Origin of the sequence: Pseudomonas oryzae (assembly GCF_900104805.1) — a bacterium.
In the GTDB taxonomy this organism is placed as follows: Bacteria; Pseudomonadota; Gammaproteobacteria; order Pseudomonadales; family Pseudomonadaceae; genus Geopseudomonas; species Geopseudomonas oryzae.
The window spans coordinates 284,009-308,168 of the sequence record NZ_LT629751.1; the positions used below are offsets into that span (position 1 = coordinate 284,009).

At 68.1% G+C, this 24,160-nt stretch carries 24 protein-coding genes and 8 tRNA genes; 29 read left to right on the plus strand and 3 right to left on the minus strand.

Annotated features, from left to right (window positions below; translation table 11 throughout):
* Position 1: 1 nt before the first annotated feature.
* The 9 genes from nifS to BLT78_RS01460 all read left to right on the plus strand — a co-directional run bounded on the left by nifS (position 2) and on the right by BLT78_RS01460 (position 7,552).
* Entirely contained in the window at positions 2 to 1,207 is a 1,206-nt protein-coding gene (nifS, locus tag BLT78_RS01420) for a cysteine desulfurase NifS (protein WP_090347275.1), read from the plus strand.
* A 53-nt stretch (positions 1,208 to 1,260) separates the two neighbouring features.
* Entirely contained in the window at positions 1,261 to 2,412 is a 1,152-nt protein-coding gene (gene nifV, locus BLT78_RS01425; RefSeq protein WP_090347276.1) for a homocitrate synthase, read from the plus strand.
* A complete protein-coding gene (cysE, locus tag BLT78_RS01430; RefSeq protein WP_090347277.1) occupies positions 2,409 to 3,188 on the plus strand; it encodes a serine O-acetyltransferase in 780 nt (259 codons plus the stop codon). The genes nifV and cysE overlap by 4 nt, the downstream gene beginning before the upstream one ends.
* 14 nt (positions 3,189 to 3,202) lie before the next feature.
* Positions 3,203 to 3,742 (plus strand): hypothetical protein, encoded by a 540-nt coding sequence (locus tag BLT78_RS01435; RefSeq protein WP_090347278.1) that lies wholly within the window; start codon positions 3,203 to 3,205, stop codon positions 3,740 to 3,742.
* Complete coding sequence (nifW, locus tag BLT78_RS01440; protein WP_090347279.1) at positions 3,739 to 4,086, plus strand: nitrogenase-stabilizing/protective protein NifW; 348 nt, start codon at positions 3,739 to 3,741, stop codon at positions 4,084 to 4,086. Before BLT78_RS01435 ends, nifW begins: the two co-directional genes overlap by 4 nt.
* 17 nt (positions 4,087 to 4,103) lie before the next feature.
* Entirely contained in the window at positions 4,104 to 4,586 is a 483-nt protein-coding gene (locus tag BLT78_RS01445; RefSeq protein ID WP_090347280.1) for a nitrogen fixation protein NifZ, read from the plus strand.
* Positions 4,576 to 5,460 carry a nitrogen fixation protein NifM gene (gene nifM / locus BLT78_RS01450; RefSeq protein WP_090347281.1) on the plus strand — a complete coding sequence of 295 codons (885 nt, stop codon included), beginning with the start codon at positions 4,576 to 4,578 and terminating at the stop codon, positions 5,458 to 5,460. Before BLT78_RS01445 ends, nifM begins: the two co-directional genes overlap by 11 nt.
* Positions 5,453 to 6,784 carry an ATP-dependent Clp protease ATP-binding subunit ClpX gene (gene clpX / locus BLT78_RS01455; protein ID WP_090347282.1) on the plus strand — a complete coding sequence of 444 codons (1,332 nt, stop codon included), beginning with the start codon at positions 5,453 to 5,455 and terminating at the stop codon, positions 6,782 to 6,784. Before nifM ends, clpX begins: the two co-directional genes overlap by 8 nt.
* Before the next feature lie 225 nt (positions 6,785 to 7,009).
* Entirely contained in the window at positions 7,010 to 7,552 is a 543-nt protein-coding gene (locus BLT78_RS01460; RefSeq protein WP_090347283.1) for a flavodoxin, read from the plus strand.
* Between the two features lie 198 nt (positions 7,553 to 7,750).
* Here BLT78_RS01460 and BLT78_RS01465 read toward each other — a convergent pair.
* A tRNA-Pro gene (locus BLT78_RS01465) sits at positions 7,751 to 7,827 on the minus strand.
* Positions 7,828 to 7,950: 123 nt separating this feature from the next.
* Positions 7,951 to 8,027, minus strand: a tRNA-Pro gene (locus BLT78_RS01470).
* A gap of 173 nt (positions 8,028 to 8,200) precedes the next feature.
* On the opposite strand from BLT78_RS01470, the gene moaB reads away from it, so the two are divergent.
* From moaB to BLT78_RS01545, 15 genes are all read left to right on the plus strand, one after another.
* Positions 8,201 to 8,740 carry a molybdenum cofactor biosynthesis protein B gene (gene moaB / locus BLT78_RS01475; protein ID WP_090347284.1) on the plus strand — a complete coding sequence of 180 codons (540 nt, stop codon included), beginning with the start codon at positions 8,201 to 8,203 and terminating at the stop codon, positions 8,738 to 8,740.
* Positions 8,737 to 9,933, plus strand: coding sequence for a molybdopterin molybdotransferase MoeA (locus BLT78_RS01480; protein ID WP_090347285.1), 1,197 nt, complete (start codon positions 8,737 to 8,739; stop codon positions 9,931 to 9,933). The genes moaB and BLT78_RS01480 overlap by 4 nt, the downstream gene beginning before the upstream one ends.
* 100 nt (positions 9,934 to 10,033) lie before the next feature.
* Positions 10,034 to 11,110: an NAD(P)-dependent alcohol dehydrogenase gene (locus tag BLT78_RS01485; RefSeq protein ID WP_090347286.1), complete on the plus strand. Its 1,077-nt coding sequence runs from the start codon at positions 10,034 to 10,036 to the stop codon at positions 11,108 to 11,110.
* A 126-nt stretch (positions 11,111 to 11,236) separates the two neighbouring features.
* Positions 11,237 to 12,718 (plus strand): glutamate--tRNA ligase, encoded by a 1,482-nt coding sequence (gene gltX / locus BLT78_RS01490; protein ID WP_090347287.1) that lies wholly within the window; start codon positions 11,237 to 11,239, stop codon positions 12,716 to 12,718.
* A 169-nt stretch (positions 12,719 to 12,887) separates the two neighbouring features.
* Positions 12,888 to 12,963, plus strand: a tRNA-Ala gene (locus tag BLT78_RS01495).
* Positions 12,964 to 13,013: 50 nt separating this feature from the next.
* Positions 13,014 to 13,089: transfer RNA gene (locus tag BLT78_RS01500), tRNA-Glu, on the plus strand.
* 44 nt (positions 13,090 to 13,133) lie between these two features.
* Positions 13,134 to 13,209 (plus strand) — tRNA-Ala (locus BLT78_RS01505).
* Between the two features lie 39 nt (positions 13,210 to 13,248).
* A tRNA-Glu gene (locus BLT78_RS01510) sits at positions 13,249 to 13,324 on the plus strand.
* A gap of 44 nt (positions 13,325 to 13,368) precedes the next feature.
* Positions 13,369 to 13,444 (plus strand) — tRNA-Ala (locus BLT78_RS01515).
* A gap of 39 nt (positions 13,445 to 13,483) precedes the next feature.
* Positions 13,484 to 13,559: transfer RNA gene (locus tag BLT78_RS01520), tRNA-Glu, on the plus strand.
* A gap of 252 nt (positions 13,560 to 13,811) precedes the next feature.
* Positions 13,812 to 14,219, plus strand: coding sequence for a bacteriohemerythrin (locus tag BLT78_RS01525; RefSeq protein ID WP_090347288.1), 408 nt, complete (start codon positions 13,812 to 13,814; stop codon positions 14,217 to 14,219).
* Between the two features lie 38 nt (positions 14,220 to 14,257).
* On the plus strand, positions 14,258 to 14,968 hold the full coding sequence (locus BLT78_RS01530; RefSeq protein ID WP_090347289.1) for a 6-phosphogluconolactonase: 711 nt from the start codon (positions 14,258 to 14,260) through the stop codon (positions 14,966 to 14,968).
* A gap of 145 nt (positions 14,969 to 15,113) precedes the next feature.
* Positions 15,114 to 15,764 carry a bifunctional 4-hydroxy-2-oxoglutarate aldolase/2-dehydro-3-deoxy-phosphogluconate aldolase gene (locus BLT78_RS01535; RefSeq protein WP_090347290.1) on the plus strand — a complete coding sequence of 217 codons (651 nt, stop codon included), beginning with the start codon at positions 15,114 to 15,116 and terminating at the stop codon, positions 15,762 to 15,764.
* A complete protein-coding gene (locus BLT78_RS01540) occupies positions 15,761 to 16,195 on the plus strand; it encodes an acyl-CoA thioesterase (RefSeq protein WP_090347291.1) in 435 nt (144 codons plus the stop codon). The genes BLT78_RS01535 and BLT78_RS01540 overlap by 4 nt, the downstream gene beginning before the upstream one ends.
* Positions 16,196 to 16,278: 83 nt before the next feature.
* Positions 16,279 to 17,259 carry a tRNA dihydrouridine synthase gene (locus BLT78_RS01545; RefSeq protein WP_090347292.1) on the plus strand — a complete coding sequence of 327 codons (981 nt, stop codon included), beginning with the start codon at positions 16,279 to 16,281 and terminating at the stop codon, positions 17,257 to 17,259.
* 114 nt (positions 17,260 to 17,373) lie between these two features.
* Here BLT78_RS01545 and BLT78_RS01550 read toward each other — a convergent pair whose 3' ends face one another.
* Positions 17,374 to 18,261 (minus strand): LysR family transcriptional regulator, encoded by an 888-nt coding sequence (locus tag BLT78_RS01550; RefSeq protein ID WP_090347293.1) that lies wholly within the window; start codon positions 18,259 to 18,261, stop codon positions 17,374 to 17,376.
* A 164-nt stretch (positions 18,262 to 18,425) separates the two neighbouring features.
* Here BLT78_RS01550 and leuC point away from each other — a divergent pair, with 164 nt between their 5' ends.
* From leuC to BLT78_RS01575, 5 genes are all read left to right on the plus strand, one after another.
* Positions 18,426 to 19,850, plus strand: coding sequence for a 3-isopropylmalate dehydratase large subunit (gene leuC / locus BLT78_RS01555; protein ID WP_090347294.1), 1,425 nt, complete (start codon positions 18,426 to 18,428; stop codon positions 19,848 to 19,850).
* Positions 19,851 to 19,861: 11 nt separating this feature from the next.
* Positions 19,862 to 20,509: a 3-isopropylmalate dehydratase small subunit gene (gene leuD / locus BLT78_RS01560; RefSeq protein ID WP_090347295.1), complete on the plus strand. Its 648-nt coding sequence runs from the start codon at positions 19,862 to 19,864 to the stop codon at positions 20,507 to 20,509.
* 106 nt (positions 20,510 to 20,615) lie between these two features.
* Positions 20,616 to 21,698 (plus strand): 3-isopropylmalate dehydrogenase, encoded by a 1,083-nt coding sequence (leuB, locus tag BLT78_RS01565; protein WP_090347296.1) that lies wholly within the window; start codon positions 20,616 to 20,618, stop codon positions 21,696 to 21,698.
* Between the two features lie 60 nt (positions 21,699 to 21,758).
* Positions 21,759 to 22,871 (plus strand): aspartate-semialdehyde dehydrogenase, encoded by a 1,113-nt coding sequence (asd, locus tag BLT78_RS01570; RefSeq protein WP_090347297.1) that lies wholly within the window; start codon positions 21,759 to 21,761, stop codon positions 22,869 to 22,871.
* Between the two features lie 166 nt (positions 22,872 to 23,037).
* Entirely contained in the window at positions 23,038 to 24,033 is a 996-nt protein-coding gene (locus BLT78_RS01575) for an aspartate-semialdehyde dehydrogenase (RefSeq protein WP_090347298.1), read from the plus strand.
* The last annotated feature ends 127 nt before the right edge of the window (positions 24,034 to 24,160 follow it).

A 24,160-nucleotide genomic window follows, 5' to 3' on the forward strand; every position in this document is an offset into this window, starting at 1 on the left:
CATGGCCGACGTCTATCTCGACAACAACGCCACCACCCGCGTCGACGACGAGGTGGTGCAGGCCATGCTGCCGTTCTTCACCGAGCAGTTCGGCAACCCCTCGTCGCTGCACAGCTTCGGCAATCAGGTCGGCATGGCGCTGAAGAAGGCCCGGCAGAGCGTGCAGAAGCTGCTCGGCGCCGAGCACGACTCGGAAATCGTCTTCACCTCCTGCGGCACCGAGGCCGACTCCACGGCGATCCTCTCGGCGCTCAAGGCGCAGCCCGAGCGCAAGACCATCATCACCACGGTGGTCGAGCACCCGGCGATCCTCAGCCTGTGCGACTACCTGGCCAGCGAGGGCTACACCGTGCACAAGCTGGCGGTGGACAAGAAGGGCCGCCTGGACCTCGACCACTACGCCAGCCTGCTCTCCGACGACGTGGCCATCGTCTCGGTGATGTGGGCCAACAACGAGACCGGCACGCTGTTCCCGGTGCTGGAGATGGCGCAGATGGCCGACGACGCCGGCATCATGTTCCACACCGACGCCGTGCAGGCGGTCGGCAAGGTGCCGATGAACCTGCAGGACAGCGCCATCCACATGCTCTCGGTGTCCGGCCACAAGCTGCACGCGCCCAAGGGCATCGGCGTGCTCTACCTGCGCCGCGGCACCCGCTTCCGTCCGCTGCTGCGCGGCGGCCACCAGGAGCGCGGGCGGCGTGCCGGCACCGAGAACGCCGCCTCGATCGTCGGCCTGGGTGTCGCCGCCGAGCGCGCGCTGGCCTTCATGGAGCACGAGAACACCGAGGTCAAGCGCCTGCGCGACAAGCTGGAAGCCGGCGTCCTCGCCGCCGTGCCCTACGCCTTCGTCACCGGCGACCCGGACAACCGCCTGCCCAACACCGCCAACATCGCCTTCGAGTACATCGAGGGCGAGGCGATCCTGCTGCTGCTCAACAAGGTCGGCATCGCCGCCTCCAGCGGCTCGGCCTGCACCTCGGGCTCGCTCGAACCCTCCCACGTGATGCGCGCCATGGACATTCCCTACACCGCCGCCCACGGCACGGTGCGCTTCTCGCTGTCGCGCTACACGACGGAGGAGGAGGTCGACCGGGTGATCGCCGCGGTGCCGCCGATCGTCGCCCAGCTGCGCAAGCTGTCGCCGTACTGGAGCGGCAACGGCCCGGTCGAAGCCGACCAGGCCTTCGCCCCGGTCTACGCCTGAACCGGCGCGGCTCCCCGCGGGCCGCGCCATCCCCCTCTTGGTCGGAGTCAGCCATGGCCAGCGTGATCATCGACGACACCACCCTGCGCGACGGCGAGCAGAGCGCCGGCGTGGCCTTCACTCCCGAGGAGAAGATCGCCATCGCCCGCGCGCTGGCCGAGCTGGGCGTGCCCGAGCTGGAGATCGGCATTCCCAGCATGGGCGAGGAGGAGCGCGAGGTGATGCGCGCCATCGCCGGCCTCGGCTTGCCGGCGCGCCTGCTGGCCTGGTGCCGGCTGTGCGATCTGGATCTGGCCGCCGCGCGGCACAGCGGGGTGGGCATGGTCGACCTGTCGCTGCCGGTCTCCGACCTGATGCTCCTGCACAAGCTCGGCCGCGACCGTAGTTGGGCGCTGGCCGAGGTGGCGCGCCTGGTCGGCGATGCGCGCCAGGCGGGCCTCGAGGTATGCCTGGGCTGCGAGGACGCCTCGCGCGCCGACCTGGACTTCGTGGTGCGCGTCGCCGCTGTGGCCCAGGCCGCCGGCGCGCGGCGGGTGCGCTTCGCCGACACCGTGGGGATCATGGAGCCGTTCGGCATGCTCGAACGCTTCCGCTTCCTGCGCGAGCGGGTCGACCTGGAGCTGGAAGTGCATGCCCACGACGACTTCGGCCTGGCCACCGCCAACACCATCGCCGCGGTGCTGGGCGGCGCCACTCATCTCAACACCACGGTCAACGGCCTCGGCGAGCGTGCCGGCAACGCCGCGCTGGAGGAGTGCGTGGTGGCGCTCAAGCACCTCTACGCCATCGACACCGGCATCGACACCCGCGGCATCCCGGCGATCTCCGCGCTGGTCGAGCAGGCCTCCGGACGCCAGGTGGCCTGGCAGAAGAGCGTGGTCGGCGCCGGGGTATTCACCCACGAGGCGGGCATCCACGTCGACGGCCTGCTCAAACACCGGCGCACCTACGAGGGCCTCAATCCCGACGTGCTCGGCCGCAGCCACAGCCTGGTGCTCGGCAAGCACTCCGGGGCGCACATGGTGCGCACCCGCTACCGCGAGCTGGGCATCGAGCTGGACGACTGGCAGTGCCAGGCGCTGCTCGGCCGCATCCGCGCCTTCTCCACCCATACCAAGCGCAGCCCGCAGGCCGCCGAGCTGGAGGATTTCTACCGCCAGCTCGACACGGCGCCCGGCGCTCTGGCCGCAGGAGCCCTGGCATGAGCCTGTTCAGCGAGTGGCGCGACGACATCCGCTGCGTGTTCCAGCGCGATCCTGCCGCGCGCACCACCTTCGAGGTGCTCACCACCTACCCGGGCGTGCACGCGATCATGCTCTACCGGCTGAGCAACCGCCTGTGGCGCTCCGGCTGGCGCTATCCGGCGCGCCTGCTGGCGTTCGTCGCCCGCCTGCTCAGCAACGTCGACATCCATCCCGGTGCCACCATCGGGCCGCGCTTCTTCATCGACCACGGCGCCTGCGTGGTGATCGGCGAGACCGCCGAGATCGGCCAGGACGTGACCCTCTACCACGGCGTCACCCTCGGCGGCACCAGCTGGCGCAAGGGCAAGCGCCATCCGACCCTGGGCGACGGCGTGCTGGTCGGCGCCGGGGCGAAGATCCTCGGCCCGATCACGGTCGGCAACCAGGCGCGGGTCGGCGCCAACTCGGTGGTGGTGCAGGACGTGCCGGAGGGCTGCACGGTGGTCGGCATCCCCGGCAAGGTGGTCAAGCTGCGCGAGGCCGGCCAGCTCAACCCCTACGGCTTCGACCTCGACCACCACCTGATCCCCGACCCGGTCGGCAAGGCGATCGCCTGCCTGCTGGAGCGCATCGACGGCCTGGAGAAACGCCTGGAGCAGGGCGGCCTGGTTGCCGCCGGCAGCCAGCAGCAGTTCTACCAGGGCTGCTCGCCGGACAACGCGATCTGCGAGAGCGACTGCGCCGGCGGCGCCGTCGCCATCGGCCGGCGTCGCCCGGCCGCCAGCCGCAGCGAATAGCCGGGGGGCGTGCCATGGATCTGCAGGATTTCAATGGCGAGGGGCTGTACTTCGACGATCCGGCCGACCCGCAGGTGGGCGCCTGGCTGGCCGCCGCCGCCGAGCAGTACGCCGAAGGCAGCGCCGAGCCGGCGCTGCTCGCCGCCCAGGCGCTGGCACCGGACGACCTCAGCGTGCTGGTCGGCCTCTACCGCTTCTACTACTACCAGCACCGCTACGCCGACGCGCTGGCCATCGCCGAGCGGGTGATGGCGGTGGTCGGTCCGCGCCTCGCTCTGCCGGCGCACTGGCGGCAGATCGATCAGACCGCCCTGGCCGCCGCCGCCGAGTGCGGCATCGGTCTGCTGCGCTTCCATCTGCTGGCGCTCAAGGGCGCCGGCTACCTGAGCCTGCGCCTGGGCCGCTTCGAGCAGGGCAAGGCGATGCTCGCCAAGGTGGTCGAGCTGGACGAAGGCAACCGCCTGGGCGCCCGCCTGCTGCTGGACGTGCTGGCCGAGCACGACGCCGAAATCATTCCCTTCCCCCTTGCGGCCACCGCGGAGACACGAGCATGAGCGTTCAACCCTATTCGCCGGATTCCGACCTGAGCCTCGACGAGTCGCTCGAGGAGCTGGTGTCGGCCGAGGACTTCCTCGAGTTCTTCGCCATCCCCTTCGAGCAGAAGGTCGTCCACGTCAACCGCCTGCACATCATGCAGCGCTACCACGACTATCTGGGCAAGGCGGGCGACCTCGAGACGCTGGCCGACGAGGCGCGCGCCGCCGTCTACCGCCAGCTGCTGGGGCGCGCCTACCAGGACTTCGTCGACTCCGACGCGCAGACCGAGAAGGTGTTCAAGGTGTTCCGCATGCACGAGCCGCAGACCACCTTCGTCCCGCTCGACCAGTTGCTGGGCTGACCCCGAGGAGAGCCGCCATGAGCCTGCCGCAGTTCGAGTACGGCGACGAGGTGCGGGTGATCCGCAACGTGCGCAACGACGGCACCTATCCGGGCATGGACACCGGCACCCTTCTGATCCGCCGCGGTTCGGTGGGCTGCGTGTACGACGTCGGCACCTACCTGCAGGACCAGCTGATCTACCGGGTGCACTTCCTCGACTCGGGGCGCACCGTCGGCTGTCGCGAGGAGGAGCTGATCCTCGCCAGCGAGCCGTGGACGCCGAGCCTGTTCGAGTTCCGCGACAACGTCATGGCCCTGCGCACCTTCGCGGTGCGCGGCGAGGTGGTGGTGGAGCAGGGCCAGGTCGGCAGCGTGATGCGGGTGCTGCGCGATCTGCCCGAGGGCGTGCAGTACCACGTGCACTTCGGCGACGGCCGGGTGCTGCAGATCCCCGAGCAGAGTTTGTGCCTGGCCGAATCCCCCCTGGCCAAGGATGTGGAGGTGAGCGATGAGCAGTGAACTGCAAGGCATGTCCGGCGACCACCGCTACTACCTGCTCAAGGTCGCCCACGAGCACTACGGCTGCGCGCCGGGCGAGCTCAACGCCGAGCAGCTGCAGCGCGCCACCGGCATCGTCAGCCGGCAGCGGCGCATCGAGGAAGCGGTGCTGCGCAGCCAGGAGGCGACCGGGGTGGTCATCCCGCCGATTCAGGTCGAGGAGGCGCTGGCGCAGATCGGCAGCCGCTACGAGGATGGCGCGGCACTGCGCCAGGCGCTGGCCAGCCACGGCCTCAGCGACGACGAGCTGCGCGTGCTGCTGGCCCGCGAGCTGAAGGTCGAGGCGATCCTCGAGCGGGTCGCCGCCAGCCTGCCGCTGCTCAGCGACACCGACCTCAGCCTGTACTACTTCAACCATCCCGAGCAGTTCGAGCGCCCGGCCTGCCGCGAAGCGCGGCACATCCTGATCACCATCAACCCGGACTTTCCGGAGAACACCCGCGCGGCCGCCCTGGCGCGCATCGAGGTGATCGCCAGGCGCCTGCGCCAGCGGCCCGAGCGCTTCGCCGAGGAGGCGCTCAAGCACTCGGAGTGCCCCACCGCGCTCAATGGCGGCCTGCTCGGCCAGGTCAGCGCCGGCGCCCTGTACCCGGCGCTGGAGGACCGTCTGTTCGCTCTGGCGGCGGGTGAGCTGAGCGCGGTGGTGGAGTCACCGATGGGCTTTCACCTGATCCGCTGCGAGAGCATCACGCCGGCGCGGCGCCTTTCCCTCGAAGAGGCCCTGCCGCGCCTGCGCGACAGGCTCCAGGCCCGGCAGCGCAAGGCCCATCAGCGCCAGTGGCTGGAGCGTCTGCTGCAACCCTTCGCCCCCGTGGAGAACCCGTCCCATGGCTGACACCGACAAACCCTGCTGCTCCTTCTGCGGTGCGGAAAAGAGCCCGAGCGTCCCGCTCATCGCCGGCAACGACGGGCGCATCTGCGAGGCCTGCGTCAACCTCGCCCATCAGGTGGTGAGCAGCTGGGGCCAGCGGCGCAAGCTGCAGCAGCTGGCGCCGCAGCTGCGTACCCCGGCCGAATACAAGCGCCACCTCGACGAGTCGGTGATCGGTCAGGAGGCGGCCAAGGAGACCCTTGCGGTCGCCGTGTACAACCACTACCTGCGCCTGCTCAACTGCGACCGCGAACCGATCTGCCAGCTCGGCGAGCAGGTCGAGCTGGAGAAGTCCAACATCCTCATGGCCGGACCGTCCGGCACCGGCAAGACCCTGCTGGTGCGCACCCTGGCGCGCATCCTCGGCGTGCCCTTCGCCTCGGCCGACGCCACCACCCTGACCCAGGCCGGCTACGTTGGCGACGACGTGGACAGCATCATCGCCCGCCTGCTCGAGGCGGCCGGCGGCGACGTGCAGCAGGCGCAGTGGGGCATCGTCTACATCGACGAGGTGGACAAGCTGGCCAAGCGCAGCGGCGGCGGCACGGCGGTGCGCGACATCTCCGGCGAGGGCGTGCAGCAGGCGTTGCTGAAGATGGTCGAGGGCACCGAGGTGCGCATCGCCAAGAGCGGCCGACGCAGCGAGCACGCCGAGGAGCAGGTGGTCGACACCCGCAACATCCTCTTCATCGCCGGCGGCGCCTTCCCCGGCCTCGAGGAGCTGGTGCGCAGCCGCCTGCAGCCGCGCAGCGGCGGCATCGGCTTCCACGCCCAGCCGCCGCGCCAGGCGAAGGCGTCGATCAACGAGCTGCTCGCTGCGCTGCTGCCCGACGATCTGCACGAGTTCGGCCTGATCCCCGAGTTCATCGGCCGCTTCCCGATCATCACCTTCCTTCAGGAGCTCGATCACGCCACCCTGCTGCGCATCCTCAGCGAGCCGCGCAACGCCCTGGTCAAGCAGTACAAGCAGCTGTTCGCCTACCAGGGCGTGACCCTGGAGATCGGCGACGCGGCGCTCAGCCATATCGCCGACCAGGCGCTGACGCGCAGGACCGGCGCGCGCGGCCTGCGCGCGGTGCTCGAGGCGGCGCTGCAGCAGACCATGTTCGACATGCCGTCCAGGCCGCTGCTGCGCGCCTGCAGTCTGGAGCTGCGCGACGACGGTGATGGGGCGCGCCTGGTTGTGCTGGAAACCTGCGCCGAGGACGGCGCCACGGCTCGCCCGGGCACCTGCGTCACGTCGGCGTCCGCCAGCGCCGAGGCGCCGCGTATCTCGGTCGACCTGTGAGTGTCGCGAAGCCGACAGGTTCGCGCGCTCGTCGTTGCGGGCCTGTCGGCTTTCGCACAAGGGCTTCCGGGTTGGATAAAAAGTCTTTCTGAATCAAATGCTTGAGATTTCATGCGGGAGGCGGACGGGTGGCCCGTTTCCTGCTCGGAGACAAGGGCCAGCCTGGCCCGCGCCGAGGCCGGCAGCCACGTAAACGGATTCCCAGAACGCAGTTAGAGGTGAGTTATGGCCAGGATTGGACTGTTCTTCGGCACCAACACCGGCAAGACCCGCAAGGTCGCCAAGATGATCAAGAAACGCTTCGACGACGACACCATGGCCGATGCGCTCAACGTCAACCGCGCCTCGGCCGAGGACCTGGCCCAGTACCAGTTCCTCATCATCGGCACCCCGACCCTGGGCGACGGCGAGCTGCCGGGGCTGTCGGCCGACTGTGAGAACGAGAGCTGGGAAGAGTTCCTGCCCAAGCTGCAGGAGGTCGACCTCACCGGCAAGACCGTGGCCATCTTCGGTCTCGGCGACCAGGTCGGCTATCCCGACGAGTACCTCGATGCCATGGGCATCCTCTACGACTTCATCGTCGAGCGCGGCGCCACCGTGGTCGGCGCCTGGCCGACCGAGGGCTACGAGTTCGAGGCCTCCGCGGCCGTGCGCGACGGCAAGTTCGTCGGCCTGGCCCTCGATCTGGACAACCAGAGCGGCCTGACCGAGGAGCGTCTGAACGTCTGGCTGAAGCTGATCGCTGCGGACTTCGACCTGCCGCTGTAACCACGCGTTCCCGGTCGTGCGCCATGCAGGGCATGACCGGGACACCGCCGGGTGGCGCCGGAGTGCCGGCAGCAGTCGGTGCCAGGCGTCTGGCCGAGGTGTGTGGGGCGTGCCGGTGGGGGAGCGGAAACGAAAAGACCCGCACGAGGCGGGTCTTTTCGTTGATCCTGCGGATGACTATCGGCCGGATCGGGAATTTGGTCGGAGCGACTGGATTCGAACCAGCGACCTTCTCGTCCCGAACGAGACGCGCTACCAAGCTGCGCTACGCTCCGTTTTCGTGGGCCGCATTATACAGAAAAAATCAGGCTGCACAAGGGCTTAGCAGAAACAGAAAAGCCCGCGCTGGGCGGGCTTTTCGATTCGATCCACCGACCTGTGTCGGTATCTCGGGAATTTGGTCGGAGCGACTGGATTCGAACCAGCGACCTTCTCGTCCCGAACGAGACGCGCTACCAAGCTGCGCTACGCTCCGTTTTCGTGGGGCGCATTCTACAGAAAAAATGAGAGAGCACAAGGGGTTAGCTGAACAAATATGAAAGTTTCGGCTGCCACAACGGTGGTCGCCCGCAGGCAGGTGCGTCCCGCCCCGTTGGTGTATAAAGCCGATCAGCGATTTTCATCCCGAACCCGGTCGTGGAGCCTCCGATGAGCAAGCATGCCGATAGCGTTTTCGTTCCTCTGAACATTGCCGTTCTCACCGTCAGCGACACTCGCAGCCTGGATACCGACACCTCCGGCGGCCTGCTGGTCGAGCGCCTGCAGACGGCGGGGCACAACCTGGCGGCGCGCGTGCTGCTCAAGGACGACCTCTACCGCATCCGCGCCCAGGTGGCGCAGTGGATCGCCGAGGACGAGGTGCAGGTGGTGCTGATCACCGGCGGCACCGGCTTCACCGGTCGCGACAGCACCCCGGAGGCGGTGGCCTGCCTGCTCGACAAGCAGGTGGATGGCTTCGGCGAGCTGTTCCGGCAGATCTCCTTCGACGACATCGGCACCTCGACCATCCAGTCGCGCGCACTCGCCGGTCTGGCCAACGGCACCCTGGTGTGCTGCCTGCCGGGCTCGACCAACGCCTGCCGCACCGGCTGGGACGGCATCCTCGCCAGCCAGCTGGATGCTCGCCATCGGCCGTGCAACTTCGTCGCCCATCTCAAGCAGGCGCCGGCCTGCGAGTCGCGCGGATGAGCGCGCTGCTGCCGCTGGAGCAGGCGCTCGAGCGCCTGCTGGCCCAGGCCGCGGCCGAGCCGCTGGTCGCGAGCGAGATGCTAGCCGCCGCCAGCGCCTCCGGCCGGGTGCTCGCCGCACCGCTGGTCAGTGGCCTCGACCTGCCGCCCTGGCCGAACAGCGCCATGGACGGCTACGCCCTGCGCCTGGCCGACTGGCAGGGCGAGCCGCTGGCGGTCAGCCAGCAGATATTCGCCGGTCAGGCGCCGCAGTCGCTGGCGCCGGGAACCTGCGCGCGCATCTTCACCGGCGCGCCGCTGCCGCAAGGCGCCGACACCGTGGAAATGCAGGAAAACGTCGAGGTGCTGGCCGATGGCCGGGTACGGTTTCGCGAGGCGCTGCGCGTCGGGCAGAACGTGCGCCCGCAGGGCCAGGAGATCCGCGCCGGCGAGACCCTGCTGGAGGCCGGGACCCTGCTCGGGCCGGCCGAGCTGGGGCTGGTCGCCTCGATCGGGGTGGCCAACGTCGAGGTGCGCCGTCGGCCACTGGTGGCGCTGCTGTCCACCGGTGACGAACTGGTCGAGCCGGGCCGAACGCTGGGCGCCGGGCAGATCTACAACAGCAACCGCGCGCTGCTTGCCGCCGCTCTCCAGCGCCTCGGCTGCGCGGTGCAGGACGCCGGTATCCTGCCTGACGATCTCGAGCGCACCCGCGAGCGATTGGCGGCGCTGGGCGACGCCGACCTGATCCTCTCCACCGGTGGGGTGTCGGTGGGCGAGGCGGACTGTCTCGGCCGGGTATTGCGCGAGGAGGGCGAGCTGACCCTGTGGAAGCTGGCGCTCAAGCCCGGCAAGCCGCTGACCTGCGGTCGCTACCGCGGCACGCCGCTGATCGGCCTGCCCGGCAATCCGGCGGCGAGCCTGGTGACCTTCGCCCTGCTGGTGCGCCCCTACCTGCTGCGTCGCCTGGGCGTGACGCGCCTCGAGCCGCTGCGCTTCGCCGTGCCGGCCGGTTTCGCCTGGCCGAAGGCCGGTGGCCGTCGCGAGTTCCTGCGCGCGCGCCTGGAGCAGGGCAGGGCGGTGCTCTACCCCAACCAGAGTTCCGGGGTGCTGCGCAGCGCCGCCTGGGCCGACGGTCTGGTCGAGGTGCGCGAGGGCACGACGCTGGCCGAGGGGGAGGCGGTCAACTTCATTCCCCTGGCGGGGCTTATCTGAGTTCGCCATGACCCCGGGCATGCCCTTGTCATCCGGCTTCGACTAGAGTCAGAGGCTGTTGGCCGGGCAGACCGGCGCCACAGTAGCAAGGAGTGTTGCGATGACCATGATGAAAGCCGCCGTCTTCGTAGAACCCGGGCGTATCGAGCTGGTCGACAAGCCGATCCCGCCGGTGGGCCCCAACGACGCACTGGTGCGCATCACCACCACCACCATCTGCGGCACCGACGTGCACATCCTCAAGGGCGAGTATCCGGTGGCCAAGGGGCTGACCGTCGGCCACGAGCCGGTGGGCATCATCGAGAAGCTCGGCAGCAACGTGCAGGGCTACCAGGAAGGCCAGCGGGTGATCGCCGGGGCGATCTGCCCGAGCTTCACCTCCTACGCCTGCCAGGACGGCTACCCGGCCCAGGACGGCGGTTGCTCCTGCCACGGCTACAAGCCGATGGGCGGCTGGCGCTTCGGCAACACCATCGACGGCACCCAGGCCGAGTACGTGCTGGTGCCCGACGCCCAGGCCAACCTGGCGCCGGTGCCGGACGGCCTCACCGACGAGCAGGTGCTGATGTGCCCGGATATCATGTCCACCGGCTTCGCCGGCGCCGAGGCGGCCAACATCAAGATCGGCGACGTGGTCGCGGTGTTCGCCCAAGGGCCGATCGGCCTGTGCGCCACCGCCGGCGCCAAGCTGCGCGGGGCGAGCCTGATCATCGCCGTGGACGGGGTCAACGAGCGCCTGGAGATCGCCCGCAAGCTGGGCGCCGACGTGACCCTTAACTTCCGCGAGGTGGACGTGGTCGAGGAGATCCTCAAGCTGACCGGCGGTCGCGGTGTGGACGCCTCGATCGAGGCGCTCGGCCTGCAGTCGACCTTCGAAAACGCCCTGCGCGTGCTCAAGCCGGGCGGCACCCTGTCCAGCCTGGGCGTGTATTCCAGCGACCTGACCATCCCGCTGGGCGCCTTCCACGCCGGCCTCGGCGACAACAAGATCGTCACCTCGCTGTGCCCGGGCGGCAAGGAGCGCATGCGCCGCCTGCTCAACGTGGTGGCTTCCGGGCGGGTCGACCTCGGTGCGCTGGTCACCCACGAGTACAAGCTCGAGCAGATCGTCGACGCCTACGACCTGTTCTCCCATCAGCGCGACGGCGTGCTCAAGGTGGCGATCAAGCCGTTCTGAAGCCCTTTGTCCGGCGCGCGGAGCCCGGCATTGCCGGGCTTCGTCGTTTCCGGGGGATGGCTGGAGCGGCGGGCGCCGCGGCTGCTACCATTTGGCCTTTGCACAACCGCTCAGTTCGAGAGTCCCATGACCACCGTCCGTACCCGCATCGCGCCGTCGCCCACCGGCGATCCGCACGTTGGCACCGCCTACATCGCCCTGTTCAACCTGTGCTTCGCCCGTCAGCACGGCGGCCAGTTCATCCTGCGCATCGAGGACACCGACCAGCTGCGCTCCAGCCGCGAGTCGGAGCAGCAGATCTTCGACGCCCTGCGCTGGCTGGGCATCGAGTGGGACGAGGGTCCGGACGTCGGCGGCCCGCACGGCCCGTACCGGCAGAGCGAGCGCGGCCACATCTACAAGCAGTACGCCGACGAGCTGGTGGACAAGGGCCACGCCTTCCACTGCTTCTGCAGCGCCGAGCGCCTCGATGCGGTGCGCGCCGAGCAGATGGCCAACAAGGAAACCCCGCGCTACGACGGTCACTGCATGCACCTCTCCAGGGACGAAGTGCAGCAGCGCCTGGCCGCCGGCGAGCCCAACGTGATCCGCATGAAGGTGCCGACGGAAGGCGTCTGCGTGGTGCCGGACCTGCTACGCGGCGACGTGGAGATCCCCTGGGATCGCATGGACATGCAGGTGCTGATGAAGACCGACGGTCTGCCCACCTACTTCCTCGCCAACGTGGTCGACGACTACCTGATGGGCATCACCCACGTGCTGCGCGGCGAGGAGTGGCTGCCGTCGGCGCCCAAGCTGATCAAGCTGTACGAGTACTTCGGCTGGGAGCAGCCCAAGCTGGTGTACATGCCGCTCTTGCGCAATCCGGACAAGTCCAAGCTGTCCAAGCGCAAGAATCCGACCTCGATCACCTTCTACCAGCGCATGGGCTTTTTGCCCGAGGCGATGCTCAACTACCTCGGCCGCATGGGCTGGTCGATGCCCGACGAGCGCGAGAAATTCTCGCTGGCCGAGATGATCGAGCACTTCGACGTCAGCCGCGTGTCGCTGGGCGGGCCGATCTTCGACATCGAGAAGCTGTCCTGGCTGAACGGCCAGTGGCTGCGCGAGCTGTCGGTCGAGCAGTTCGCCGCCGAGGTGCAGAAGTGGGCGCTCAACCCCGAGTACCTGATGAAGATCGCCCCGCACGCGCAGAGCCGCGTCGAGACCTTCAGTCAGCTGGCGCCGCTGGCCGGCTTCTTCTTCATGGGCGGGGTCAATCCCGATGCGAAGCTGTTCGAGCACAAGAAGCTGTCGCCCGAGCAGGTGCGCCAGGCGCTGCAGCTGATCCTCTGGAAGCTGGAAGCGCTGCGCCAGTGGAACAAGGACAACATCACCGCGATCATCCAGAAGGTCGCCGAGCACCTCGGCTACAAGCTGCGCGACCTGATGCCGCTGATCTTCCCGGCCATCAGCGGCCAGGCCAGCTCGGTATCGGTGCTCGACGCCATGGAGATCCTCGGTCCCGACCTGTCCCGGTTCCGCCTGCGCCAGGCCGTCGAGCTGCTCGGCGGCGTGTCGAAGAAGGAAACCAAGGAGTGGGAGAAGCTGCTGGCGGAGATCGTCTGAGGCGGTTGCAGTGGCGGGGCGCCCGCCACTGCATTCCCTAAGTGATTGTTCTGCCAACGAAAAAAAAACGGAAAAAAATGGCGAAGGTGTTGACGAGCTCTCCAAGGGCCTTTAACATTCGCCCCGCTTCACGACGAGCCAGGCTCGCAGGCGAAGCAACCACGAAAGTGGGGCTATAGCTCAGCTGGGAGAGCGCTTGCATGGCATGCAAGAGGTCGACGGTTCGATCCCGTCTAGCTCCACCAAATTTCCAGCGACACGCCAGGCGGTAACGGCGGGTTGCACGAAGGATTGCGTCCCCTTCGTCTAGTGGCCTAGGACACCGCCCTTTCACGGCGGTAACAGGGGTTCGAGTCCCCTAGGGGACGCCACTATTCCAGCGCACTGCCAAGGTGGTGCAGCTCAAGCGGTACTTGGGGCTATAGCTCAGCTGGGAGAGCGCTTGCATGGCATGCAAGAGGTCGACGGTTCGATCCCGTCTAGCTCCACCAATTTCCAGCGGTCCGCCAGCGGATCGTACGAAGGTTTACGTCCCCTTCGTCTAGTGGCCTAGGACACCGCCCTTTCACGGCGGTAACAGGGGTTCGAGTCCCCTAGGGGACGCCACTATTCCAGCGCACTGCCAAGGTGGTGCAGCTCAAGCGGTACTTGGGGCTATAGCTCAGCTGGGAGAGCGCTTGCATGGCATGCAAGAGGTCGACGGTTCGATCCCGTCTAGCTCCACCAATTCCCAGCGGTCCGCCAGCGGATCGTACGAAGGTTTACGTCCCCTTCGTCTAGTGGCCTAGGACACCGCCCTTTCACGGCGGTAACAGGGGTTCGAGTCCCCTAGGGGACGCCAATTTTCCCGTTCTGGGATCAAGAGGGTCATTCCGAGTTTTGAAATGGCCCTTTTTGTTTTTCCGCGCCGCCCCCTTCCTCTCCGATTCGCCATGCGCCGCTCTGGCTCGCGCATCGCGATGCTGCGACTGTCATCACACTGTCAATTGATCTGGGTACGTTGCCCGCACTTTTCATGCGGGATAAGCTGGCCAGAGCCGCCAAGCTGGCAGCCATTCTAATAACGATTACTACCTCGGGACGGACAGACAACATGACTTTCATGCCGTGGAGCAGCGAACTCGAAGTCGGTATTGAGCAGATCGACGAGCAACACCGCTGGCTGGTCAACCAGACCAACCAGCTGTACGACAGCCTGGCCAGTGACGCGACGGGGGCCGCAGAGGTCGGTGCGGTGCTGGAGGGGCTGATGGACTACACGGTCAACCACTTCATCGTCGAGGAGGAACTCTTCCAGCGCCTCGGCTATCCGGAAAGCGCTGCCCACAAGGCCCAGCACGACCAGTTCATCGCCCAGGTCATGAGCCTGCTGCAGCGCCACGAGGCCGGCGAGGTCTCCGGCAACGAAACCCTCTCCCTGCTCGCCGACTGGCTGGCGCACCACATCCTCAAGGTCGACAAGGCCTACGTGTCCTTCTTCCATCAGCATGGCGTGCACTGAGCCGTCCGGCTCTTGCACGGCGCGACGAATGCCGCATCATGGCCCTCATCCTTCTGGTGGGGCCAGCCATGAGTCTTCCCGTTCTTCACCGGTATCCTGACCGTGACACCTGCGCCGCCGAGCTGGCGCAGGTACTGGTCTCCCGTCTGGCTGCCCGGCGGAGCGCCGGACTTGCTCGTTTGCTCCTGCCCGGCGGACAGACTCCGCAACTCCTGCTGCAGAACTTGGCGCGACTGGACCTGGACTGGACGCAGGTCGAGGTGTCGCCCAGCGACGAGCGCTGGGTGGCGGCGGACGACCCGGCCAGCAACCTGCTTTTGCTGCGTCGGGCGCTGCCGCAGGCGCTACTGATCGATCCGCGTCAGGGAGCGACGCCGCAGCTGGCGGCGCAGGGCTGGGGAAAATCGTTGCGCGCCAGGCTGCCGCTCACCGCGGTGCTGCTGGGGATGGGCGAGGATGGCCACTTCGCTTCGCTGTTTCCCGGCATGCCGGGGCTCGCGGCGGCCCTGGCGGCCGAGGCCGTGCCCACCGCACTGGTAGGCGAGGCGCCAGTGGAGCCGCGGCTGCGCCTGACGCCGAACCTCGCGCTGCTGCTGCGCAGCGACTGGCTGGGGCTGCTGGTGTTCGGCGAGGCCAAGCGGGCGCTGCTCGAGGCGGTGTTGGCGGATCGGCCGGCAACCCGCCATCTGCCCGTGCATGCGCTGCTGCAACAGGCCGGCAATCGCCTGCAGATACACTGGGCGCCCTGATCGGGACGCCAACTGTTGCGCTCGGTTATTCGCGCTCCTGATAGACTGGCGGCTTGATGGGGCGGCCGTCCGCCGCAGGGCGTCGGCTGGGCCGGCGTGGCGGTGCGGCCGGCGGTGGTTCGATCCCGGACTGGGGGGAGTGAAGATGGTTCTGACGATGGATGATGTGCTCAAGCAAGCACGCCCGGTCCTGCCGGTGCTGGTGATCGAGGATGCCGGCCTCGCGGTCGACCTGGCCCGCGCGCTGTACGCGGGTGGCATCGAGGTGCTGGAGGTGACCCTGCGCACGCCGCGCGCGCTGGAGGCGCTGGCGGCGATCCGCCGCGAGCTGCCGCAGCTGCTGGTCGGCGCGGGGACGCTGATCCATGCGCCGCAGTTCGCCGAGGCGCGCGACGCCGGCGCGCAGTTCGCGGTCAGCCCGGGCTGCACCGAGCGGCTGGCCAACGCCGCCGAGGACGCCGGCCTGCCGTACCTGCCGGGGGTGATGACGCCCTCGGAAGTACTGTTCGCCATCGAGCGGGGCTATCGCTCGCTCAAGCTGTTCCCGGCCAACGGCGACGCCAGCGTGAAGATGCTCAAGAGCTTCAAGGAACCGTTCAACGGTATCCGCTTCTGTCCGACCGGCGGCATCAACCCGGACAACCTGCTGACCTTCCTGCGCCTGCCCAACGTCGCCTGCGTCGGCGGCACCTGGGTGGCGCCGAGCAGCCTGGTGCGCGCCCGCGCCTGGGACCAGATCACCCAGCTGGCCCACGAGGCCTGCACCCTGGCCGCCAGCGTGGAACGCGGCGCGTGAGCTGGCTGCGGCCGGCGCCCTTCGTTCTCGACATCGAGGTCGGCGCCGAGCACATCGACGAGTTCGCCCACGTCAACAACGTGGTGTACGTCGGCTGGCTGGAGCAGTGCGCCTGGGCGCACTCGCGCTCTCTGGGGCTGTCGCTGGACGACTATCGCCGCCTGGACCGCGGCATGCTGGTGGTGCGTCACGAGATCGACTATCTGGCTGCTGCCCGCGAGGGCGAGCGCCTGCAGCTGGGCACCTGGGTCGTCGAGAGCGACGGCCGGCTGAGCATTGCCCGGCAGTTCCAGCTGCGCCGTCCGGCCGACGGCGCCACCCTGCTGCGTGCGCGCACCCGTTTCGTCTGCGCCGAGCTGTCCAGCGGCAAGCCGCGGCGCATGCCGGTGGAGTTCGTCGAACGCTACGGGCGGGCGCTGGCGGCCGACTGAGCGCCTTTCGCCGGCGGCGGCTCGCCGCCCGGACGGCATCCCTTTACAATCCGCGCCCCGTTCATTCCCGCGAGAATCCCGCCGTGCAGATTGCCCTGGCGCCCATGCAGGGCCTGGTCGATGACATCCTCCGCGAACTGCTCACCGAGATCGGTGGCGTCGACTGGTGCGTCAGCGAGTTCGTGCGCATCTGCGACCGCCTGCTGCCGCTGTCCAGCTTCCGCAAGCTGGCTCCCGAGCTGGACCACGGCTGGCGTACCGCCAGCGGCACGCCGATGCGCCTGCAGTTGCTCGGCTCCGACCCCGTGTGCCTGGCCGACAACGCCGCCTATGCCGCGAGCCTCGGCGCGCCGGCGATCGACCTCAACTTCGGCTGCCCGGCCAAGACGGTGAACAAGTCGCGTGGCGGCGCGGTGTTGCTCAGGGAGCCGGAGCTGCTGCATGCGATCCTCTGCGAAGTGCGCCGCAGCGTGCCGGCCACGGTGCCGGTGACCGCCAAGATGCGCCTGGGCTACGACAGCCCGGCGCCGGCGCTGGACTGCGCCCGCGCGCTGGTCGAGGGCGGCGCGGAGATGCTGGTGGTGCATGCACGCACCAAGGTCGAGGGCTACCGCCCCCCGGCGCACTGGGAATGGGTGGCGCGGGTGCAGGAGGTGGTCGACGTTCCCGTCTACGCCAACGGCGAGATCTGGACGGTGGAGGACTGGCGGCGCTGCCGCGAGGTGAGCGGCGCAGCGAACATCATGCTCGGCCGTGGCCTGGTCTCGCGCCCCGACCTGGCCCGGCAGATCGCCGCCGCCGCAGCCGGCCGCGCGCCGGAGCCGCTCACCTGGGAGGAGTTCCAGCCGCTGCTGCGGCGCTTCTGGCGCATCCTCCGCCAGCGGCTGATCCCGCGCTCGGCGCCGGGCCGCCTCAAGCAGTGGCTGGCGATGCTGGCGCGCAGCTATCCCGAGGCGCAGGCGCTGTTCGACACGATCCGCCGCGAGGAGGACTGCGCGCGGCTGGATGTGCTGCTCGGTCTGCACGCCGAGGCGCTGGCGCGGCCGGAAGCCATCCCTGCGTAGGGTGGGTTAGGCTGTAGGCCGTAACCCACCGACCGAGCCACAGGCTCGGCACTTTGCCCATGCGCGACCTTACGGTCGCGACTGTGGGTTACGCCGCTGCGCGGCTAACCCACCCTACGCAACCTGCGCCTCGACCCCGGCCCGATCCAGCAGCTGCATGAACGCCCGTGCCGCGTTGGACAGGGTGCGCTCGGTGTGCACGATGTAGCCGAGCTGGCGGGTCAGCTGGATATCCTCCAGCGGCAGGCGCGTGACCTGCTCGTCGAGCATGGTGCGCGGCAGCACGCTCCAGGCGATGCCGATCGACACCAGCATCTTGATGGTCTCCAGGTAGTTGGTGCTCATGCTCACGTTGGGCCGCAGGCCGGCCTGCTCGAACAGGCGCTGGACGATGTGGTGGGTGAAGGTGTTCTCGCCGGGGAACACCGCCGCATGGCGCGCCACCTCGGCCAGGCTCACCGCGCCGCCGTGGGCCAGCGGGTGCTCGGGGGCGGCGACGAAGTCCAGCGGGTCATCCCACACCGGCACCGCGCGCACCGGCGCGGCAGTGTGCGGGGCGAGGGTGATCACCGCCAGCTCGGTGCGCCCGTGCAGCACTTCTTCATAGGCCACCTCCGAGTCGAGGAAGCGGATGTCCAGCGCCACCTGCGGATGGGTGCGGGTAAAGGCGCGCAGCAGGGGCGGCAGGCGATGCAGGCCGATATGGTGGCTGGTGGCCAGGGTCAGCCGGCCGCCGACCGCGCCGCTGAGGTTGCTCAGTGCGCGGCGGGTGTCGTCCAGCACGCCGAGCACCTGGCGGGCGCGCGGCAGCAGGGCGCGACCGGCCTCGGTCAGGCTGACCTCGCGGCCGATGCGGTCGAACAGTCGCACGTCGAGCTGCTGCTCCAGTGCGGCGATGCGCTTGCTGACCGCCGGCTGGGTGAGGTGCAGGCGCTCGCCGGCGGCCGAGAAGCTGCCGGTCTCGGCGATGGCGATGAAGGTGTCGAGGCTGGCCAGGTCCATGTTCGGATTCCGTCAGGTTATCCAAAGCATGAAAAATATGAATTTGCTTCATCGGTGGCAAGTCCCTAGGATCGACCGCACAAGCCCTGTGGGCATAGGGTGGCAGGCAGGTCTCGACCGCACTGCACATCCGCATACGCGAAACCACCGATGAGGAATACCCCGTGGCCGGCAAGACGCTTTACGACAAGCTCTGGGACATGCACCTGGTCAAGCAGCGCGACGATGGTTCGGCGCTGATCTACATCGACCGTCAGATCCTCCACGAAGTGACCTCGCCGCAGGCCTTCGAGGGCCTGCGCCTGGCCGGCCGCAAGCCGTGGCGCGTCGACGCCAATATCGCCACTCCGGACCACAACGTGCCGACCACCAAGGCCGAGCGCCAGGGCGGCCTGGAGTCGATCCACGACGAGGTGTCGCGCCTGCAGGTGCAGACCCTCGACGAGAACTGCGACGACTTCGGCATCCTCGAATTCAAGATGAACGACGTGCGCCAGGGCATCGTCCACGTGGTCGGCCCGGAGCAGGGCGCCACCCTGCCGGGCATGACCGTGGTCTGCGGCGACTCGCACACCTCCACCCATGGCGCCTTCGGCGCGCTGGCCCACGGCATCGGCACCTCCGAGGTCGAGCACGTGCTGGCGACCCAGTGCCTGGTGGCCAAGAAGATGAAGAACATGCTGGTGAACGTGGAGGGCAAGCTGCCCGCCGGCGTCACCGCCAAGGACATCGTGCTGGCGATCATCGGCAAGATCGGCACCGCCGGCGGCAACGGCCATGCCCTGGAGTTCGCCGGCAGCGCGATCCGCGACCTGTCGATGGAAGGCCGCATGACCATCTGCAACATGGCCATCGAGGCCGGCGCCCGCGTCGGTCTGGTCGCCGTCGACGAGAAGACCATTGCCTACGTCGAAGGCCGCACCTTCGCGCCCAAGGGCGCCGACTGGGATGCCGCCGTGGCACAGTGGAAGGGCCTGGTCTCCGACCCCGACGCGCACTTCGACACAGTGGTCGAACTCAAGGCCGAGGAGATCAAGCCGCAGGTCAGCTGGGGCACCTCGCCGGAAATGGTGCTGCCGGTCGATGCGACCGTGCCGAATCCGGCCAACGAGGCCGATCCGGTCAAGCGCGACTCCATCGTCCGCGCGCTCAAGTACATGGGCCTGACCGCCGACCAGCCGATCACCACCATCCAGCTGGACCGCGTGTTCATCGGCTCCTGCACCAACTCGCGCATCGAGGACCTGCGCGCCGCCGCCGAGGTGGCCAAGGGCCGCAAGGTCGCGTCGACCGTCAAGCAGGCGCTGGTGGTGCCGGGCTCCGGCCTGGTCAAGGCGCAGGCCGAGGCCGAGGGGCTGGACAAGATCTTCATCGAGGCTGGTTTCGAGTGGCGCGAGCCGGGCTGCTCCATGTGCCTGGCGATGAACCCGGACCGTCTGGAGAGCGGCGAGCACTGCGCTTCCACCTCCAACCGCAACTTCGAGGGCCGTCAGGGCGCCGGTGGCCGTACCCACCTGGTCAGCCCGGCCATGGCCGCCGCCGCCGCGGTGACCGGTCACTTCGTCGATGTGCGCGAGCTGCTGAACTGAGGATTGCCTGAATGAAAGCCTTTACCCAACACACCGGCCTGGTCTGCCCGCTGGATCGCGCCAACGTCGACACCGACCAGATCATTCCCAAGCAGTTCCTCAAGTCGATCAAGCGCACCGGCTTCGGCCCCAACCTGTTCGACGAGTGGCGCTACCTGGATGTCGGCCAGCCGAACCAGGATTGCAGCAAGCGTCCGGTCAACCAGGAGTTCGTGCTGAACTTCCCGCGCTACCAGGGCGCCAGCGTGCTGCTGGCCCGCGAGAACTTCGGCTGCGGCTCCTCCCGCGAGCACGCCCCGTGGGCGCTCGAGGAGTACGGCTTCCGCACCATCATCGCGCCGAGCTACGCCGACATCTTCTTCAACAACAGCTTCAAGAACGGCCTGCTGCCGATCATCCTGCCGGAAGCGGAAGTGGACGAGCTGTTCAAGCAGTGCGAGGCCAGTGAGGGCTACCAGCTGACCGTCGACCTGGCGGCGCAGACTGTGACCCGTCCGGACGGCAAGGTGCTGTCCTTCGACATCGACCCGTTCCGCAAGCACTGCCTGCTCAACGGCCTGGACGACATCGGCCTGACCCTGCAGGACGCCGATGCCATCAAGGCCTTCGAAGAGAAGCACCAGCAGGCCAGCCCCTGGCTGTTCGGCGCGATCAAGTAAGCGAGAGCCCATGTAGGGTGGAAAACCGCGCAGCGTTTTCCACCATGGATTCCGGTGGATAAGGCCGTTGGTCGTTATCCACCCTACAAGAGATATGAGGAAGGCAATGAGCAAGCAGATTCTGGTTTTCCCGGGTGATGGTATCGGTCCGGAGATCGTCGCCGAAGCGGTCAAGGTGCTGGAAGTCGCCAACGACAAGTACGGCCTGGGCTTCGAGCTGAGCTACGACGAGCTGGGCGGCGCTGCCTACGAGAAGTACGGCAGCCCGCTGGCCGACGAGACCCTGGAGCGCGCCCGCAAGGCCGACGCCATCCTGCTCGGCGCCGTCGGCGGCCCGCAGTGGGACAACCTCGACCGTCCGCTGCGCCCGGAGATGGGCCTGCTGAAGATCCGCTCGCAGCTGGGCCTGTTCGGCAACCTGCGTCCGGCGCTGCTCTACCCGCAGCTGGCCGGCGCCTCGACCCTCAAGCCCGAGGTGGTCGCCGGCCTGGACATCCTCATCGTCCGCGAGCTGACCGGCGGCATCTACTTCGGCAGCCCGCGCGAGAGCCGGGTGCTGGAGAACGGCGAGCGCATGGCGTTCGACACCCTGCCGTACAGCGAGAGCGAGATCCGCCGCATCGCCAAGGTCGGCTTCGACATGGCCATGCTGCGCAACAAGAAGCTGTGCTCGGTGGACAAGGCCAACGTGCTGGAGTCCAGCCGCCTGTGGCGCGCCGTGGTCGAGGAAGTCGCCAAGGACTATCCGGAGGTCGAGCTGTCGCACATGTACGTCGACAACGCCGCCATGCAGCTGGTCCGTGCGCCCAAGCAGTTCGACGTGATCGTCACCGACAACATGTTCGGCGACATCCTCTCCGACGAGGCCTCGATGCTCACCGGCTCGATCGGCATGCTGCCGTCGGCCTCGCTGGACGCCAACAACAAGGGCATGTACGAGCCGTGCCATGGCTCGGCGCCGGACATCGCCGGCAAGGGCATCGCCAACCCGCTGGCCACCATCCTCTCGGTGTCGATGATGCTGCGCTACAGCTTCGCCCAGGTCGAGGCGGCCAACGCCATCGAGCAGGCGGTCAGCAACGTGCTGGACCAGGGCCTGCGCACCGGCGACATCTGGTCGGAAGGCTGCCAGAAGGTCGGTACCCGCGAGATGGGCGATGCGGTAGTCGCCGCGCTGCGGAATCTGTAAGCTGTCCGGGAGCCGCCCCGTCGCGGGCGGCCCCACTTTTTCGAGAAAGGTGTAGTTGCGATGAAGCGTGTAGGTCTTGTCGGTTGGCGCGGTATGGTGGGTTCCGTGCTCATGCAGCGGATGCTGGAAGAGCGCGATTTCGACCTGATCGAGCCGGTGTTCTTCACCACCTCCAACGTGGGTGGCCAGGGTCCGTCGATCGGCAAGGACATTGCCCCGCTGAAGGATGCCTACAGCATCGACGAGCTGAAGACCCTCGACGTGATCCTCACCTGCCAGGGTGGCGACTACACCAGCGAAGTGTTCCCCAAGCTGCGCGAAGCCGGCTGGCAGGGCTACTGGATCGACGCGGCCTCCAGCCTGCGCATGAACGATGACTCGGTGATCGTCCTCGATCCGGTCAACCGCAAGGTCATCGACCAGTCGCTGGACAACGGGGTGAAGAACTACATCGGCGGCAACTGCACCGTCAGCCTGATGCTGATGGCTCTCGGCGGCCTGTACGAGGCCGGTCTGGTCGAGTGGATGAGCGCCATGACCTACCAGGCCGCTTCCGGCGCCGGCGCGCAGAACATGCGCGAGCTGATCAAGCAGATGGGCGTCATCCACAGCGCGGTGGCCGACGATCTGGCCAACCCGGCCAGCGCCATCCTCGACATCGACCGCAAGGTCGCCGAAACCCAGCGCAGCACCGAGTTCCCGGTCGACCACTTCGGCGTGCCGCTGGCCGGCAGCCTGATCCCGTGGATCGACAAGGAGCTGCCCAACGGCCAGAGCCGCGAGGAGTGGAAGGGCCAGGCCGAGACCAACAAGATCCTCGGTCGCAACAAGAGCCCGATCCCGGTCGACGGTCTGTGCGTGCGCATCGGCGCCATGCGCTGCCACAGCCAGGCGCTGACCATCAAGCTGAACAAGGACGTGCCGCTGGCCGACATCGAGGGCCTGATCAGCCAGCACAACCCCTGGGTCAAGCTGGTGCCGAACCAGCGCGAGATCAGCATGCGCGAATTGAGCCCGACCGCCGTCACCGGCACCCTGAGCGTCCCGGTCGGCCGCCTGCGCAAGCTCAACATGGGCTCGCAGTACCTCGGCGCCTTCACCGTCGGCGACCAGCTGCTGTGGGGTGCGGCCGAGCCGCTGCGGCGCATGCTGCGTATCCTGCTCGAGCGCTGAGCGCCAGGCGCCTTGGCGCCGGTTGCCGACTGAAAAAGACCCGCTTCGGCGGGTCTTTTGCTTCAGGTCAATCATCCGGGCAGCCAGTCGTCCGTTGCTCGCCGCGGCGCCTACCCAGCCGCGGCTTCGCTCGCTAAAGTGCCACACCTTTTGTTTGAGGTCGTCCATGAGTCAATCCTTCGATATTGCCGTCGTCGGTGCCACCGGGCTGGTCGGCGAAGCGCTGCTGATGGCGCTCGACGAGCGCGAATTTCCCGTCGGCAAGCTGTTCGCCCTGGCTGCCGGCGATGTCGCCGGCCAGGTGGCGGCGTTCCGCGAGCGCAATCTGCGCGTCCAGGCGGTGGACGGCTTCGACTTCGCCGCTGTCGCGTTGGTGTTCATCCTCGAGCCGCTGGCGCCGGCCCAGCTGGCGCGCATCGAGGCGGCCGGCTGCGCGCTGGTCGATCTGAGCGGCGCACTGCCCGCCGAGCGGGCGCCCTGTGTCGTCGCCGAGGTCAATCCGCAGCAGGTCGGAACGGCCCGCTGGTTGCGTAGCCCGCTGCCTGCCGTGGTAGCGCTGGCCAGCGTGCTGGCCACGTTGCGCCAGGTGCTCAGGCTGAAGCGCGTGACCGTGACCGCCTGTCTGGCCGTCTCCGGTCGCGGTCGCGAGGGTATCGAAGAGCTGGCCCGGCAGACCGCCCAGTTGCTCAATGCGCGTCCGCTGGAACCACAGCTGTTCGACCGGCAGATCGCCTTCAACCTGCTGGCACGCAGCAGTGCCGAGCAGGCCGATGGCCACGCTCGCGACGAGCGCCGCCTGGCCGGCGAGCTGGGCGAGGTGCTGGGCGAGCCGATGCTGCCGGTGGCGGCTACCTGCGTGCAGGCGCCGGTGTTCTTCGGCGACAGTCTGGCGGTCAGCCTGCTGTGTGAAGAGCCGGTCGATCTGCCGGTGGTGCTGCACTGCCTGGATGATGCACCGGAGCTCGAAAGGGTGGAGCAGGGCGACTATCCGACCGCAGTCGGCGACGCTCTCGGTCAGGACCTGGTGTACGTCGGAAGGGTGCGTCCGGGGCTGCTCGACCCGTGCGAACTCAATTTGTGGATTGCATCAGATAACGTGCGAAAAGGTTCGGCGCTCAATGCCGTCCGACTGGGCGAGTTGTTGCTTAAACCCCCCCTGTAAAAGATACTTGGCCGAAATTTTGTAGGCCTTCTCCATCCTGGCTGGGCATTTCCCGGGGCGGCTGCTGTGCGGCTCGGGCTGCCGGCAACGCCACCGACTCGCTTGGCGAGACACGAAGAAACAAGGG

Coding starts and splice junctions, on each gene's coding strand:
- nifV (WP_090347276.1), top strand. CDS start 1,261: ATGGCCAGCGTGATCATCGACGACACCACCCTGCGCGACGGCGAGCAG.
- BLT78_RS01445 (WP_090347280.1), top strand. CDS start 4,104: ATGAGCCTGCCGCAGTTCGAGTACGGCGACGAGGTGCGGGTGATCCGC.
- BLT78_RS01435 (WP_090347278.1), top strand. CDS start 3,203: ATGGATCTGCAGGATTTCAATGGCGAGGGGCTGTACTTCGACGATCCG.
- BLT78_RS01525 (WP_090347288.1), top strand. CDS start 13,812: ATGACTTTCATGCCGTGGAGCAGCGAACTCGAAGTCGGTATTGAGCAG.
- BLT78_RS01480 (WP_090347285.1), top strand. CDS start 8,737: ATGAGCGCGCTGCTGCCGCTGGAGCAGGCGCTCGAGCGCCTGCTGGCC.
- BLT78_RS01575 (WP_090347298.1), top strand. CDS start 23,038: ATGAGTCAATCCTTCGATATTGCCGTCGTCGGTGCCACCGGGCTGGTC.
- BLT78_RS01530 (WP_090347289.1), top strand. CDS start 14,258: ATGGCCCTCATCCTTCTGGTGGGGCCAGCCATGAGTCTTCCCGTTCTT.
- gltX (WP_090347287.1), top strand. CDS start 11,237: ATGACCACCGTCCGTACCCGCATCGCGCCGTCGCCCACCGGCGATCCG.
- cysE (WP_090347277.1), top strand. CDS start 2,409: ATGAGCCTGTTCAGCGAGTGGCGCGACGACATCCGCTGCGTGTTCCAG.
- nifM (WP_090347281.1), top strand. CDS start 4,576: ATGAGCAGTGAACTGCAAGGCATGTCCGGCGACCACCGCTACTACCTG.
- BLT78_RS01485 (WP_090347286.1), top strand. CDS start 10,034: ATGACCATGATGAAAGCCGCCGTCTTCGTAGAACCCGGGCGTATCGAG.
- clpX (WP_090347282.1), top strand. CDS start 5,453: ATGGCTGACACCGACAAACCCTGCTGCTCCTTCTGCGGTGCGGAAAAG.
- leuB (WP_090347296.1), top strand. CDS start 20,616: ATGAGCAAGCAGATTCTGGTTTTCCCGGGTGATGGTATCGGTCCGGAG.
- leuD (WP_090347295.1), top strand. CDS start 19,862: ATGAAAGCCTTTACCCAACACACCGGCCTGGTCTGCCCGCTGGATCGC.
- nifW (WP_090347279.1), top strand. CDS start 3,739: ATGAGCGTTCAACCCTATTCGCCGGATTCCGACCTGAGCCTCGACGAG.
- asd (WP_090347297.1), top strand. CDS start 21,759: ATGAAGCGTGTAGGTCTTGTCGGTTGGCGCGGTATGGTGGGTTCCGTG.
- nifS (WP_090347275.1), top strand. CDS start 2: ATGGCCGACGTCTATCTCGACAACAACGCCACCACCCGCGTCGACGAC.
- BLT78_RS01550 (WP_090347293.1), bottom strand. CDS start 18,261: ATGGACCTGGCCAGCCTCGACACCTTCATCGCCATCGCCGAGACCGGC.
- BLT78_RS01535 (WP_090347290.1), top strand. CDS start 15,114: ATGGTTCTGACGATGGATGATGTGCTCAAGCAAGCACGCCCGGTCCTG.
- moaB (WP_090347284.1), top strand. CDS start 8,201: ATGAGCAAGCATGCCGATAGCGTTTTCGTTCCTCTGAACATTGCCGTT.
- BLT78_RS01460 (WP_090347283.1), top strand. CDS start 7,010: ATGGCCAGGATTGGACTGTTCTTCGGCACCAACACCGGCAAGACCCGC.